This window comes from Brochothrix sp. (genome assembly GCF_017549435.1).
Taxonomy (GTDB): Bacteria; Bacillota; Bacilli; order Lactobacillales; family Listeriaceae; genus Brochothrix; species Brochothrix thermosphacta.
The window spans coordinates 1-15,255 of sequence record NZ_JAFYUW010000049.1; the positions used below are offsets into that span (position 1 = coordinate 1).

The window sequence follows — 15,255 nt, forward strand, 5'->3', positions numbered from 1 at the left end:
AGTGGTACTCGCTTACGCTCCGTCCCATACTACTCTCGTAAAGCTCATGAATTCGCAACGATATTAGCAATTTATTTGTAGCTGAACGTTTGGTTTTGCTTTTAGTTTTTTCTAACTACAGCAGCCAATGGCTTATTCACTTTCAAAAAAATAAGCAGTCATAGATAGCCTTCTTCATTTTTCTCCAAGCTAGTAGCCATTTAACAAGCTGTTTTCGTTTTTATTTCTCTCTAGCACTTCAAGCCAAAACTTGTGAGATTTCAAAGACATTCATAGCGATAAAAATAATCGCTAATCATTCTTTTCCAATCTCTTCAGTTCTGAACGGGCTTAAAGGTGCTTTCGTTTTTATTTCTCTCTAGCACTTCAAGCCAAAACTTGTGAGATTTCAAAGACACTCATAGCGATAAAAATAATCGCTAATCATTCTTTTCCAATCTCTTCAGTTCTGAACGGGCTTAAAGGTGCTTTCGTTTTTATTTCATTTCTAAAAGATGTTGTTTTAACTCAGTTTCCATTTGTAACAATTCTTTTTCAGCGGATTGACGTTTTTGGCGTCCATCCTCCTGAATGGCAAGCGTTTCTTTGATTGTTTCAATCAATTTACCTTGTGTTTCTTTTAACGTTTCAATATCAACAAGGCCACGTTCATTTTCGATGGCAGTTTCAATTGTGTTTGTTTTCAATAATTCGGCGTTGTGTTTCAATAAATCATTGGTTGTTTTGGAAACTTGTTGCTGTGCTTTAACTGCTTGTTGCTGGCGCATTAAAGTTAAAGCGATCGCTACTTGATTTTTCCATAATGGAATTGCAGTCATGATGGATGATTGTATTTTTTCAGCTAACACCTGGTTAGTATTTTGTATTAAACGAATTTGAGGTGCAGACTGAATTGTAATTTGACGACTCAATTTTAAATCATGTACTCGCTTCTCTAAACGAGTTGCAAATTGACGTAAATCATTCACATCTTGCACAAGCATTTGATCATTACTTTTTTCTGCTTCAGCTTGAAGAGTAGGAAGTTCTTTAGTTAAAATATCTTCTATTTTTTGTTCTCCAGCTGCAATGTATATATTGAGAGCTTGGAAATAGTCTTTATTTTTATCATAAAGTTCATCTAAGAAAAGGTTATCCTCAACTAAAACTTTTTTAGATTGATCCAGCTTAATCGCGATACGATCAATTTGAGTGCCCATTTGTTGATATTTTGAAGTTATTTCATTAATAGAACGTTTCATTTTTGAGAAGAAGCGAGAAAAGGCATTGCTATTTGTGCCAAGCTCTTCTGGGCTTGCTTCTTCAATTTTATGCATTAAATCAGTAATAATATCACCAATAGGCCCTACATCTTTACTTTGAACATGTTGTAACATCGACTGTGAAAAGTCATGCAGTTTCTCCTGTGCAGGCGCACCATATAAAAGAACAGATTGGCTATTTCGGGCATTGATTTGTCCTACTAAATCATCCGCCATTTTTTTGCTTTCAAGTGGAAGTTGATCATAAAGTGAAGCGGGTTTTGCTTCACTATTATTTTCAACCGCAATCCCTGGATGAGTGGGAGTATCTGAAAAAGGATTAGCCATCAGGCTCTCCAATTCAGATGATATACTTTTTGATGAACTTTGCTTTTCTTCTGTCATAATATCTACGCCTTTCTATTTTGAGTTCTGTTTATTCTTTACAGCGTGACGTGCGACTTCGACTTCATAGTCAAGTGTTTCCACATCTTTATTAAGAAGGGCAAATAAATCATCACGAATCACGGTATCCATTTCTAAAATCATTTTTTCAGTTTCTACAAGAGTATTTGTCATTTTTTCATCTTTAAATGGTTGAGAAACTAGGAAGTCATAACGGCTTACCAATTCGACCATTGAATCTAAATGTGAAAAGAAAAATGCCTCTGTGGTAAAAAAACGTTTAGGGTCTTGATTAACAATACCATAAATTTGTTTAGTAATCTTAATTGAACTATCTTTTCCTTTTAAACAAGGAATCGTTTTGTTTCGATAAGCAACTTTTTGTAATTTAATAATTTTTTTACGTGCCTCAGTGAGGTTGCTTGAGATATAACGCATTTCTTTCCTTGTAAGACCGTGTGCTTGGTTTGTTTGAGTTGCTTTTGTTTTGTTAGTGAAAAAGTAAGCAAGCCCGCCAATCAGTAGCGTTATTATAATCGAAGCGAGGATATGTTCACCTCTGTTTACAATTAACATAATAATGAAAAATGTTAAAATGTACCAAGTTCGTAGGGAAAAGCGTATAACATTGATGATTGTTTTCATTCTGTTCACTCCTTAATAGTTGCTCATAGCTTTTATCTTCTTAAAACAAGTTTAGCATATTACAGTAGCACTTGTATCAGTCGTTGGTTGTAGTTTTACCCCCGCTATACGTATGATATAATTCCAATGAATGGAGGGAGACATACATTGAAAAATTTAACTGAAGAAACGCAAAGCACAACAGAAATATTTAAAGGTAATGTCATCGCATTAGAAATTGATACGGTGAGACTTCCAAATGGCGAAACAGCTACGCGTGAAATCATTCGTCATCCTGGTGCAGTGGCAATTTTGGCGATTACCACAGACAAGAAAATGGTGTTTGTCGAACAATACCGTAAACCAATAGGGGCTATATTGTTTGAAATTCCGGCTGGCAAAATAGATGATGGCGAAACAAATCCGCTCGTAACCGCCAAACGAGAATTAGAAGAAGAAACAGATTATCGTGCCGAAAAGTGGCAACGTTTAACAGCATTATATACGGCTCCCGGTTTTGCTGATGAAGTTATTCATATCTATGAAGCAACGAAGCTTACAATTGCTTCGAATGCATTGAAGCTAGATGATGATGAATTTCTTAATGTGCATTTACTTTCATTAGATGAAGCGAAACAATTAATTGGCTCGCAAAAAATTGTCGATGCAAAGACCGTATTTGCCATTCAACACTTCGAACTAAATTATAATAATTATTAAGTAAGTATTACTTAATTGATAATCAAGGTGTTTTAAATATCAGAATACTCTTTGAATACCCTTTAGATAAAGATAATAGACATTTTTGGGAAGGTGTGTTATTTTTAGATTATGTTAATCTAATTGAGAATATCCAAAGTGCTATTATTAAATAAGAGTAAGAGGCGATACAATGGGAACGAGAATGGAAGGTATCAAAAAACAACTGCATAGAGAAAAATATAAACTAACGCCGCAACGTGAAGCGACGTTACAAGTTTTGATTGAAAATGAAAAAGCGCACCTTAGCGCAGAAGAAGTTTATTTGTTGGTAAAAGACAAAGCACCAGATACTGGACTAGCGACAGTCTATCGCACGCTTGACTTATTATCGGAACTGAATATTCTTGATAAAATTAATTTTGGCGATGGTGTTGCACGTTATGAAATCCGTAAAGAGGGTGTAAAACACTTCCATCATCATTTAATTTGCTTGGAGTGTGGCGAAGTAAATGAGATACAAGAAGACCTTTTGAGCGATGTTGAAGAAAAAGTTGCCTCAAAATATAATTTCCTTGTAAAGGATCATCGTTTGATTTTTCATGGTATTTGTGAAAAATGCCAAAAAATAAAATAAAAAACTTTGAAAAACTTAAGGTGAGCCCTTGAGTTTTTTTTATGCAAAAAAAGCAATCAAATATAATTAAAGTCGGAAAAAGAGCGTTTAACTATAGTCATAGCGTCAAGTAACATGTAGGGGAATCGCGTTTTTTATGCTATAATAAACTAGATTAATTACGTTTCAATCAAGGGAGAGTGGTTGTTGGTGAAAAACAGTATTGAAGACTTTGTTCATTATATTCGTATTGAAAAAGGTTTGTCCGATAATACCCTTCTAGCCTATCAAAGAGATTTAACTGCTTACTTAACTTTTTTGATAGAGCAACGTCATATCAATGATCTATCAGATATAACACGTGAAGATGTGGTTGGATTTATGGGATTAATGAAAGAAGAAGGAAAGTCTGCTAGATCGATTGCACGTTATATGGCATCGATTCGTTCTTTTCATCACTTTTTACTAATTGATCAAAAATCAACTACGGATCCAACGACACAAATTGCTACTCCTAAGCAAGCCCAAACATTGCCCGCTATTTTACATGTTGATGAAGTGGATGCTTTACTAGCTACACCTGATAAAACAACAGCACTCGGCTTACGTGATGCAGCAATGTTAGAATTACTTTATGCTACTGGATTACGGGTATCTGAATTGATTACTTTGAAATTATCAGATCTGCATCTCAATATGGGATTTATCCAAACAATTGGAAAAGGGCATAAGGAACGGATTATCCCACTTGGTCAAACTGCGACAACCGTTATTAACGAGTATTTAGAGTTGTCACGTTCCCAACTTTATCGGGAAAAATATAAAAATGATACATTGTTTTTGAATTTTCATGGTCGTCCTATGACGCGACAAGGTTTTTGGAAGAATCTGAAAAAAATGACACTTCAAGCAGGTATAAAAAAAGAAATCACACCGCATACATTAAGGCATTCATTTGCAACACATTTGTTGGAAAATGGTGCGGATTTACGCTCTGTTCAAGAATTGTTGGGTCATTCAGATATAGCAACAACACAAATATATACACATGTCACAAAATCAAGACTTGCTGATGTTTACCAACAGTTTCATCCGCGTGCTTGACAATAACTAATGAAAAGGGGAATGAATTATGTATGAACAAGCATTAGAATCAAAAAAATATATCGAAGATAAAATTGGCTCTTTACCAACAGTAGGTTTAATTTTAGGATCAGGTTTAGGTGTCTTAGCGGACAAAATTGCTAATCCAGTGGTTATTCCTTATAAAGATATCCCACACTTCCCGGTATCAACAGTCGAGGGTCATGCTGGACAACTTGTGATTGGTGAATTACAAGGTAAAGTCGTTATTGCAATGCAAGGACGTTTCCATTTTTATGAAGGTTACACGATGCAACAAGTAACTTTCCCAGTTCGTGTGATGAAATTACTCGGTGTTGAAAAAATGATTATCACAAATGCAGCAGGTGGCATCAATGAAACATTTACACCCGGTACATTAATGTTATTAACAAACCAAATCAACTTTACTGGAACAAGTCCTTTAATCGGTAAAAACGATGAACGTTTTGGACCAAGATTCCCTGATATGACAACTGTATTCGACAAAACAATGTTAGAAATTGCACGTCAATCAGCAACCAAACTTTCAATTGATAGTGTACGTGAAGGTGTTTATCTTGGTTTAACAGGTCCAGCTTATGAAACAGGTTCAGAAATTCACATGATGCGCGGTATGGGAGCTGATGCTGTCGGAATGTCGACAGTCCCTGAAGTTATTGTGGCGGCACATATGTCAATTCCAGTATTAGGAATTTCATGTATTACAAATCTTGCTGCTGGTATCCTTGATCAACCGTTAAATCATGCAGAAGTTATTGAAGTAAGTAATCGCGTACAAGCTGAATTCTTAGCATATATGGAAGATATTATTGCATCAATCTAGGTGAACTAAAGGAGGGCTCAGATTGGAATTACATGGGACGAGTACAATTAACACACAAAACCATTTAGAAATTGGTGGTGTGGACACAGTTACGTTAGCAAAAGAATACGGTACACCACTTTACATCTATGACGTAGCAGCGATTCGTCAACATGCACGTGGTTTTAAAGAAACATTTGAAAAAGCGAAAGTCTCTGCGCAAGTTGCTTATGCAAGCAAAGCTTTTTCATCAATTGCCATGTATGAACTGATTAATGAAGAAGGGCTTTCCCTAGACGTTGTTTCTGCTGGTGAATTATACACAGCGGTTAAGGCTGGCTTCCCAGCAGAACGTATTCATTTTCATGGTAACAACAAAACTGAAGCTGAATTACGCTATGCAATTGACCAAAACGTCGGTTGTTATGTGATTGATAATTTTCATGAAATTGAATTGCTTAACCGTTTGGCTAAAGAACTTGGTATAAAAGTTGTTGCCTTACTTCGTGTAACACCTGGTGTAGGTGCCCACACACATGAATTTATTACGACAGGCCAAGATGATTCTAAATTTGGTTTTGGGTTAACGAATGGCCAAACTGAGGAAGCGATTCAACGTGTTCTTGCAACTGATACAATTACCCTAAAAGGGGTTCATTGCCATATTGGATCACAAATTTTTGAAATGGATGGCTTTATTGCTGCAGCCGACCGTATTATCGATCAAATGGTTATTTGGAATGAAAAATATAATTATAAAACAGAAGTGCTTAATCTCGGTGGTGGATTCGGAATTCATTATACTGATGAAGATCAACCACTTGAGCCAGAAACCTATGTTGCGAATATAATTACTGAGGTACAAGCTAAAATTAGTGCCAATCAATTAGCAATGCCAGAGATTTGGATTGAACCTGGTCGTTCACTTGTTGGTGAAGCGGGGACAACACTTTATACAGTAGGTTCTTCGAAAGATGTTCCTGATGTGAGACGTTATGTTGCAGTTGATGGTGGTATGGGTGATAATATCCGTCCGGCATTATATGATGCAAAATATTCAGCAGTGCTTGCAAATAAAATGGCTGACCAAGCGGATACGACCGTTTCGATTGCAGGCAAATATTGTGAGTCTGGTGATATGCTAATTTGGGATATTCCTTTGCCGAACCCACAACCAAATGATTTATTGGCAATTTTCAGTACTGGAGCTTATAGTTATTCGATGGCGAGTAACTATAATCGCGTACCGCGAGCAGCTGTTGTGTTTGTCGAACATGGTGAACATCAACTTGTCGTAAAACGTGAAACATTTGAAGATATCATTCAAAATGATTTACACTTAACTAAGAGGTGAGTAACGTGACAGAAATGACCTTTAAGACGGCAGTGTTCGAGGGACCGCTTGATTTGCTGTTACATTTGATTAAAGAGTTAGAAATTGATATTTATGATATTCCGGTAGCACAAATTACGGATCAATATTTGGAATATATCCATACGATGAAAGAATTACAATTGGATATTGCAGGTGATTATATCGTTATGGCTGCTACACTGCTCGCAATTAAGAGTCGGACACTATTACCTAAAAAAATAGTTGAAGAAGATTTGCTAGTTGAAGATTACGAAGGTGAAGACCCACGTGAAGAGTTAGTTGAACAACTAGTAGCGTATAAACAATTTAAAGAAGTAGCCGTTGATTTAAAGGATAAAGAAAAAGAACGACAACAACTATTTACAAAAGCGCCGTTGCCATTAATTGAAGAGGTTGCCCTACCTGAAACGGAAGAGGAACGTGTATCAATGGCAGATTTGTTAGGTGCTTTTCATAAAATGATGAGACGAAAAAAATTAGCGAAGCCACTCCAAACAACAATTGCGCGTTCTGAAATTTCTATAGAAGAACGAATGAATGATATGATAGAATTAATAAGTAGAAATAAAGAAGCTGTAATGTTCGAAACGTTATTTGAAGAAAATAGTCGTTCAATGCTAGTTGTTTCTTTTCTCGCTTTGCTTGAGCTGATGAAACGACAAACTATTACAGTGGAACAAGAAGGCAGCTTTGCTGGTTTAATGGTATCTTTAAAGGAGAGACAATAATGAATTTTGCAAAAGAACAAGCAATTGTAGAAAGTTTATTATTTGCTGCGGGCGACGAAGGTTTATCTTTAAAACAATTGTCCGAAGTGATGTCTATTCAACGTGATGTGCTCTTAGTAGTGCTTGAAAAACTACAAAAGAAATATGAGGATGATGAAACATCAGGCATACAATTAACAGAACTTGCTAATAGTTATCAACTAACAACAAAAGCTAAATTTGCTGATTATCTACAAAAATTAGTAGATAGTCCACATGTTTCTGCGTTAACACAAGCATCATTAGAAACGTTAGCAATTGTTGCATACAAGCAGCCAGTCACTCGTATGGAGATTGAAGAAATTCGAGGCGTTAATGCTGATGGACCTGTGAGAACGTTAGTCACACGTGGGCTAATTGAAGAAAAAGGCCGTTCTGAAAAAGTAGGACGCGCTATGTTATATGGTACGACGAAAGAATTTCTGGATTATTTTGGCCTTGCCAATTTAAAAGGATTACCCGATGTTTCTGAGGAATGGGAAAACGATAAGATTCAAGAAGAAATGGATCTATTCTTTAAAACCTTCCAAGATACAACAATAAAAGGACGTGTTGAAGATGGAAAGACTACAAAAAGTAATAGCTAATGCTGGTATAGCATCACGACGTAAGGCAGAAGAATTAATCACTAATGGTCGTGTAACAGTAAATGGTAAAACAGTAAGAGAACAAGGTATCAAAGTTACGGGTTCGGATAAAGTTGAAGTTAACGGTGTACCATTATCAAAAGAAGAACATCGTTACTTTGTTCTTTATAAGCCACGAGGCGTATTGTCTGCTTCGTCAGATGATAAAAAACGTAAAGTTGTTACGGATTATTTTGATATGATTCCTGAACGAGTATATCCTGTGGGCCGTTTGGATTATGATACTTCTGGTTTGATCGTATTGACAAATGATGGTGATTTCGCCAATATTTTAATGCATCCTAAATACAAAGTTGAAAAAACATATGTTGCGCGTGTTAAAGGTATTCCTACGCGTGAAACAATTAAGCAATTACAAGATGGCGTTCGTATCGATGGCCGTAAAACTGCTAAAGCACGTGCTCATTTTATGTCAGGTGATAAAGGCAAGGACAAAGCAATCGTTGAGTTAACGATTCATGAAGGTCGTAACCATCAAGTGCGTAAAATGTTCGAAGCAGTTGGGCACCCTGTTCAAAAGTTAAAACGTGAACAATATGGTATGCTTGTATTGGGAAATCTTGCACCAGGAGAATGGCGTGAACTTTCTGTACACGAAGTAAAACAAATGTACGCTTTAGCGACAACCGGAAAAAAATAAAAAATTGAATCGGGGGCATTCTTGTGGAAACCGTTGAAAATAATATTAATATTTTAGTAGTTGACGATGAGGATAGAATTAGACGCTTATTAGCGATGTACTTAGAACGTGAAAATTATAACGTCACACAAGCTGACAATGGCATAAGTGCTTTGGACTTAGCATTAAACAATGATTATGATATTATTTTACTTGATATCATGATGCCTGGAAAAGATGGTTTAGAAGTGCTTAAAGAATTACGCCAAGTCAAAAAAACACCAGTCATTTTATTAACTGCAAAAGCTGAAGAAATAAATGTTATTGATGGTTTTAATACTGGCGCAGATGATTATGTTGCAAAACCGTTTAGCCCACGCGAAATAGTATTGCGTGTAAAATCTTTGTTACGCCGTGTGAATGAAAATCCGCAACAAACAATGGGCTCTGAAAATAGTGATGTTGTTGTTTACCATGAATTGTATATTGATAATGACGCGCATCGTGTGACTGTAGCAAATAATACGGTCAGCTTAACACCCAAAGAATATGATTTATTAATTTTCTTAGCAAAAGCCCCTAATAAGGTTTTTGAACGCGAGCAACTATTGAAAGAAGTATGGCAATATGATTACTTTGGCGATTTAAGAACGGTCGATACTCATATTAAACGTTTACGTGAAAAACTTTATAAACATTCTGAAGAAGTATCAAAAATGATTGTTACTGTCTGGGGAATTGGTTATAAGTTTGAAAGTAGAGATTAATCTATAGTAGAAGAAGTGCTCGTCTCGTTCTGAAATTTGGACGAGGCTTGTTTTCTTTTCAAAAGAAAGGAGCAAGGCATGAAGCAGTTTTTTATTAGTGTTGTTGGTAAATTGTGGGTCACTATCATTTTGCTTTCAACGATTGGTCTTACAATTATTGTATTACTACTCATTCAAATTTTCATCCAAAGCAACCTTAAAGACAATAAACAGTTACTCCAGCAAACAACCACACAAATTGTACAGATGGTGGATAAGCATTACGATAATAAAGCAATTCAAACTCAGGCTTTGGATATGCTGCCTAAAAACATGAATGCGTTAATTGTTTTTCCGGATGAAAAAGAGTTATTTCATTCAGCCAATGAACATGCGTTAAGTACAAAGATGTTAGAAAAATTACGCGAAGAAATTAAAGGCAATTCAAATAAAACAAACTTTCAAAAAATCGAACTTCAAGATGAACAACGTGGCGAAAAAATTTCATTGTATGTAAGTAGCGCCTCGTTTGAATCTCCAAATGGTAAGAGCAAAGGAGATATTTATGTCTTTAAATCCAACCAAGACATTTATAAATCAGTCGTGACGATGTCTCAAACTGTAGCGGTCTTTTACTTTTTGAGTATTATTGCTGTGACTGTATTTGCACTCTTTCTCTCCACCCGTATTGCTGCACCTATTCGAGCAATGCGTAATGCCGCAAGTCAGATTGCGTCTGGGGATTTTGATATTAAGGTGCAGATTGTATCCAATGATGAAATTGCTGATTTAGGTCGTTCCTTTAATCGAATGGGACGCGATTTAAAAGCGAATATCCAAACGATTGAAGCGGAAAAAGATCAACTTAGTGGTTTGTTAGGTGCGATGGCAGATGGTGTGATTCGTTTTTCACGTGAGGGGAAAATGATGCTAAAAAATCCACCAGCTGATATTTTCTTATCAAAATGGCAAGCATCTACTGATAATTTAGATAAGAGTGCAATTCCACCAGTATTAGCTGATGCGATCCAAGAAGCCTTAGCTTCTCAAAGTACACAAGAGGTAGAGATAGATATCGATAACTACTCTTACGCTGCCGTCTTAACATTAATACGTGATGAGAGTGGCGAATTGAATGTTATTGTTATCACAAGAGACTATACAGAATTGAAACGTATGATAAAAATGCGTATTGATTTTATTAGTAATGTGTCTCATGAGTTGAAAACCCCGTTATCAATGATGACAGGTTATAGTGAGGCCATCATTGATGGTGTTGCTGAGTCAAAGGAAGAGATTATCGAATTTTCTACGATCATTAATGAAGAGGCAAATCGACTCGCGAGACTTGTTAATGATTTGCTGGATGTTACACGAATGGAATCGGGTTTTGTTGACCTTAACTTAAATTTCCAAGAACTACGTCCTTTAGTAGAAAAAGTATTATATAATTATGAAAACTTTGCAATGGAACATAAAGTGGAGATGATTTCTGAATTTGAAACAGCAGATTTTGTTTATAACTTTGATGCAGATCGAATGCATCAAGTATTCGTCAATTTAATATCGAATGCTTTGCGTTACGCATCTGATCTTGAACATGGTGGTCAGGTAACAATTAAGCAATATGTCACCGATTATTTTGTAGTGCTAGATATTATTGATAACGGTCCTGGTATTACTGCAGAAGACTTGCCTTATGTTTTTGATCGTTTTTACAAGGCTGACAAAGCCCGTAAACGACATAAAACAGTTGGGACAGGTATTGGGCTAGCGATAGTGAAAAGTATCATTGAAGCCCATAATGGACGTATCAGTGTATTGAGTAATTATGGTGAAGGTACAACATTTAGAATTGAGTTACCGCTATTAGCAAAAAGCACATTAACAATTGATAAGGGAGAGAAATAAAAGAATGAAAATGAATAAAACGTGTACGGAATCATTTACGGCTAAAACAAGCCGAGTGTTTCCATTTGATATTAACGCATTTGATACATTGTTTGGAGGGAATTTGATGTCGATGGTAGATGACATCGCTTCTGTCAGCGCATCACGTCATTCGCAACGCAATTGTGTAACGGCAAGTACTGATAATGTAAGTTTTTATGCTCCAATACACTTGAATGATTCGGTTTGTTTACAATCGTATGTGTGTTATACAGGGCGTACGTCAATGGAAATTTTCATTAAAGTAGTCAAAGAAAATATGATGACGAGCGAACGTGAGTTGGCAGCAACTGCATTTATGACTTTTGTTGCAATCGGTGAAGATGGCAAGCCGACTGAAGTACCAACAGTTGAACCTGTAACTGAAGAGCAGAAATTCATTTGTGCAGGTGGCGAAGCGCGAGCAATCGAACGTAAAAAACGAATGATAGAACAAAAAGAAATGGCGAGTCAATTAGGTTTAGCTCGTCCATGGGAACAATAAAATATAGCGAAACGTTAGCTCATTCAGGGCTAACGTTTTTTTATGGGCTGAAATTTTTTTGTAATGAAGTAGGTGGAACAGTAATCTTAGAATATTAGTAAGAGGATAGGCACCCACAGTTATTAATTTAAGGAATGGTACTCGCTTTCGCTCCGTCCCATACTAATTTCGTAAAGCGAATAAATTCGCTACGATATTAGCAAAGGAGTGGTACTCTTAAAGCATTTAACATAAGGATTGTTAATCTCACGATGTTAATACAAGGAGTGTTACTCTTAAAGCATTTAACATAAGGAGTGGTACTCGCTTGCGCTCCGTCCCATACTACTCTCGTAAAGCGGATAAATCCGCTACGATGTTAGCACCCATACTGTCTTTGTAAGCTCATATCTTCGCAACAATGTCAGCACCGTCCCATACTGTTCTCGTAAAGCGAATAAATTCGCAACGATATTAGCAAAGGAGTGGTACTCGCTTGTGCTCCGTCCCATACTGTTCTCGTAAGCGTATAAATTCGCAACGATAACAGCAGCAGATAGTGTTGAATTTAGAAAAGTCTGTGCTATACTAATAATGTATTAAAATAAAACGTTCATCTTCAGGGCAGGGTGTAATTCCCGACCGGTGGTAAAAGTCCACGAGCTTCTTTCGAGAGGTTGATGCGGTGTAATTCCGCAACCGACTGTAAAGTCAGGATGGGAGAAGATGTGATCGCAGGAATGATACGCGGTCCTTATTTCCCTTTGCCTAAATTTATAGGTTAAGGGATTTTTTGGTATATACGTGGCAATCAATAACAGGTAGTCTCGTTAAATGCGTTGATTTTTGGCGAACTCTTCACTTGATGAACAACAAGGGAGAGAATTTGTATGTCAAATTCAAAAGTAAGAATGTTAGTTAGTGTTTCAATGTTAAGTGCGTTATCGTATTTGTTAACGTTTATTAAGTTTCCATTGCCGGTTTTTCCTGATTTCCTCACGATTGATTTCAGTGATATTCCTGCGATGATTGGTGCTTTTATTTTTGGACCATTAGCTGGAACCTTAGTATTGTTAATCAAAAATATTATTAATTACATTACGACAGGTAGCCCAGTTGGTTTTCCTGTTGGACAAGTGGCGAATTTCGTTGCAGGTATGTTATATGTAATGCCGATGTACTATATTTACCGTCACTTTAAAGGTAGTAAACGAGGGTTGTTAGTAGGTATTGGTACTGGAACACTCGCAATGACCTTGTTTATGTCGCTGTTTAATTATATAATTTTATTACCGTTATATTTAAAACTACTTAACTTTGATTTAGGTGTCTCTTTTGCTAAGGCGGTTGTAGTGAGCATCATGCCGTTCAATCTCATCAAAGGGGTGTTAGTTGGTTATCTCTTTATGTTGATGTTTGGTCGGTTGAAAAAATGGATTGAGAGACAACAACTTCAGCGCTAAAGGAAGTGTAAAAAATGGCATTATATACAATCATTGATAAATCAACGTGTATTGCTTGTGGTATGTGTGCAGTTTGCGCACCAACAACGTATGATTATGATGATGAAGGCATTGCCTATGTTGTGCACGATGATAATACAGGAACACAGGCTGTTGCTGTTGATATAGAAGAAGATGTCATTGAGGCAGAAATGAGTTGCCCTAGTGCTTCTGTACGAACGGCGGAGAGCTCTTTTCAAGGAGATCCCGATCGTTTTGAATAAAATGAAGTAACCTCTGAAAACAATTGTTTTTCAGAGGTTTTTTTAAGGAGCTAATTAAATGAGGATTGAACGCCTATTCAATATTTTATTGTATTTATTAAATCATCAAAAAGTAACGGCCGCTCAATTATCTGAGGTTTTTCAGGTAAGTAAACGCACAATTTATCGTGATATTGATACGCTATCGTCTAGTGGAGTGCCATTATTTACAGTGTTGGGTGTGAATGGTGGTATTCAACTAATGGAAAATTATCGCTTGAATCGTTTTACTTTTAGTGAGGCTGAAAAAAACATATTGATTCAAAGTTTAAATACACAGCATACGTTAATTGAGACAGATAAGGCGACAGAATTAGTGTATAAGATTAATCTTTTACAAGAGGGAGAACAAACATCAGCCTTTCAGGTCAATTTTACTGAAGCAACATTACATCGTGGGAGTATCGAACGTGACGTTCAAAATAAGTTAAGTGCTATTCAAACGGCAATGAGTGTTGGTGAAAAAATCCAGATTAATTATATCGCTGGAGATGGTACAGCGACAAAACGGATTGTGCAACCGCTAGAACTGTTATTAAAGGATGGGAGTTGGTATTTATCAGCTTACTGTGAGTTGAGAAAATCCCAGCGACTGTTCAAATTGACGCGTATCAGGTCATTTGAGCATTTGCCGTTAAAAAATGATTATCTATCTAAAGATGATTTGATGGTTGAAACACCAAATTTAACCACAATCGAATTACAATTTGAAAAAAATCAGTTAGGAAAACTTTACGATTACTTTCTAGAAAAAGAGATGTCACTTTGTGACACTTGTATTAATGTGCGTTTCAAATATGACTCTCGAAAAAATATTTTGCCGTTTTTACTGATGTTTGGTAGCAATGTAAAAGTCATAGCGCCTATAGCGCTTAAGAATAGTTATCAAGATGAAGTGAAAAAAATGAATGAAAGTTGACAAACAGTTGTCAGCTTTATCCTGTTAAGCTCCTTGTATAAGGGAGGATGATTTAAATGAAAAAACAAATTGTTTATGGCGAAAAAATTAGAACAAATAACCAAACGTTTGCCGGAATTGCTGAATTATGGCAACGTGTAGCAAAACGAGGTGATAAAGCACCGCTTTATGCCGTCTATCATAATTACGAATCGGATGAGAAAGGTGATTATGATTTATTAATTGGCACAACGATACCTGATATACTTTTGTCTGACATAACATTAGGCAAAAACAACTATTTAACGTTTGCTGTAGATACAAAGAAGGAACAGGGCGTGTATGAAAAGTGGTGCGAAATTTGGGCGACTGATTTAAATCGTCTTTATACAACGGATTATGAGTATTATGACGTTAACGGTGAAATAACTATTTTTATCGCAGTCAAAGATTAAGCGTCTCGTTAGCAGTGCATAAAAAACTAAAACACATTTTTAGTGTTTTAGTTTTTTT

Annotated in this window: 17 protein-coding genes and 1 riboswitch; of the genes, 15 read left to right on the plus strand and 2 right to left on the minus strand. The window is 36.2% G+C overall.

What is annotated here, in order from left to right:
- Nucleotides 1-476 precede the first annotated feature (476 nt).
- Both IKV95_RS03415 and IKV95_RS03420 read right to left on the minus strand, forming a co-directional pair.
- On the minus strand, nt 477-1,646 hold the full coding sequence (locus IKV95_RS03415; protein ID WP_029091172.1) for a toxic anion resistance protein: 1,170 nt from the start codon (nt 1,644-1,646) through the stop codon (nt 477-479).
- 15 nt (nt 1,647-1,661) lie between these two features.
- Nucleotides 1,662-2,291, minus strand: a complete 630-nt coding sequence (locus IKV95_RS03420; RefSeq protein WP_080712886.1) for a 5-bromo-4-chloroindolyl phosphate hydrolysis family protein — start codon at nt 2,289-2,291, stop codon at nt 1,662-1,664.
- A gap of 147 nt (nt 2,292-2,438) precedes the next feature.
- Between IKV95_RS03420 and IKV95_RS03425 the strand changes: the two genes are divergently transcribed.
- From IKV95_RS03425 to IKV95_RS03495, 15 genes are all read left to right on the plus strand, one after another.
- Nucleotides 2,439-2,990: an NUDIX domain-containing protein gene (locus IKV95_RS03425; protein WP_029091173.1), complete on the plus strand. Its 552-nt coding sequence runs from the start codon at nt 2,439-2,441 to the stop codon at nt 2,988-2,990.
- A gap of 172 nt (nt 2,991-3,162) precedes the next feature.
- Nucleotides 3,163-3,606, plus strand: a complete 444-nt coding sequence (gene fur, locus IKV95_RS03430; protein WP_029091174.1) for a ferric iron uptake transcriptional regulator — start codon at nt 3,163-3,165, stop codon at nt 3,604-3,606.
- 189 nt (nt 3,607-3,795) lie between these two features.
- Complete coding sequence (gene xerD, locus IKV95_RS03435) at nt 3,796-4,689, plus strand: site-specific tyrosine recombinase XerD (RefSeq protein ID WP_069118900.1); 894 nt, start codon at nt 3,796-3,798, stop codon at nt 4,687-4,689.
- A 28-nt stretch (nt 4,690-4,717) separates the two neighbouring features.
- Complete coding sequence (locus IKV95_RS03440; protein ID WP_069118872.1) at nt 4,718-5,533, plus strand: purine-nucleoside phosphorylase; 816 nt, start codon at nt 4,718-4,720, stop codon at nt 5,531-5,533.
- 22 nt (nt 5,534-5,555) lie between these two features.
- The gene (lysA, locus tag IKV95_RS03445; protein ID WP_287451406.1) at nt 5,556-6,866 is read left to right on the plus strand and encodes a diaminopimelate decarboxylase; all 1,311 of its coding nucleotides are present in this window, start codon (nt 5,556-5,558) and stop codon (nt 6,864-6,866) included.
- Between the two features lie 5 nt (nt 6,867-6,871).
- Complete coding sequence (locus IKV95_RS03450) at nt 6,872-7,615, plus strand: segregation/condensation protein A (RefSeq protein WP_069125872.1); 744 nt, start codon at nt 6,872-6,874, stop codon at nt 7,613-7,615.
- Nucleotides 7,615-8,241: an SMC-Scp complex subunit ScpB gene (scpB, locus tag IKV95_RS03455; RefSeq protein WP_069125873.1), complete on the plus strand. Its 627-nt coding sequence runs from the start codon at nt 7,615-7,617 to the stop codon at nt 8,239-8,241. The genes IKV95_RS03450 and scpB overlap by 1 nt, the downstream gene beginning before the upstream one ends.
- A complete protein-coding gene (locus IKV95_RS03460) occupies nt 8,213-8,941 on the plus strand; it encodes a pseudouridine synthase (protein WP_029091180.1) in 729 nt (242 codons plus the stop codon). The genes scpB and IKV95_RS03460 overlap by 29 nt, the downstream gene beginning before the upstream one ends.
- A 23-nt stretch (nt 8,942-8,964) precedes the next feature.
- The gene (locus IKV95_RS03465) at nt 8,965-9,687 is read left to right on the plus strand and encodes a response regulator transcription factor (protein ID WP_036027089.1); all 723 of its coding nucleotides are present in this window, start codon (nt 8,965-8,967) and stop codon (nt 9,685-9,687) included.
- Between the two features lie 78 nt (nt 9,688-9,765).
- Entirely contained in the window at nt 9,766-11,577 is a 1,812-nt protein-coding gene (locus tag IKV95_RS03470; protein WP_029091182.1) for a sensor histidine kinase, read from the plus strand.
- Between the two features lie 4 nt (nt 11,578-11,581).
- A complete protein-coding gene (locus tag IKV95_RS03475) occupies nt 11,582-12,100 on the plus strand; it encodes an acyl-CoA thioesterase (RefSeq protein WP_069125875.1) in 519 nt (172 codons plus the stop codon).
- Between the two features lie 590 nt (nt 12,101-12,690).
- Nucleotides 12,691-12,811: riboswitch (FMN riboswitch) on the plus strand.
- 158 nt (nt 12,812-12,969) lie between these two features.
- Nucleotides 12,970-13,542: an ECF transporter S component gene (locus IKV95_RS03480; RefSeq protein ID WP_069118867.1), complete on the plus strand. Its 573-nt coding sequence runs from the start codon at nt 12,970-12,972 to the stop codon at nt 13,540-13,542.
- Between the two features lie 14 nt (nt 13,543-13,556).
- Nucleotides 13,557-13,805 (plus strand): ferredoxin, encoded by a 249-nt coding sequence (locus IKV95_RS03485; RefSeq protein WP_029091185.1) that lies wholly within the window; start codon nt 13,557-13,559, stop codon nt 13,803-13,805.
- A 58-nt stretch (nt 13,806-13,863) separates the two neighbouring features.
- Nucleotides 13,864-14,763: a helix-turn-helix transcriptional regulator gene (locus IKV95_RS03490; protein WP_069118866.1), complete on the plus strand. Its 900-nt coding sequence runs from the start codon at nt 13,864-13,866 to the stop codon at nt 14,761-14,763.
- Between the two features lie 56 nt (nt 14,764-14,819).
- A complete protein-coding gene (locus tag IKV95_RS03495; protein ID WP_287451407.1) occupies nt 14,820-15,197 on the plus strand; it encodes an effector binding domain-containing protein in 378 nt (125 codons plus the stop codon).
- The last annotated feature ends 58 nt before the right edge of the window (nt 15,198-15,255 follow it).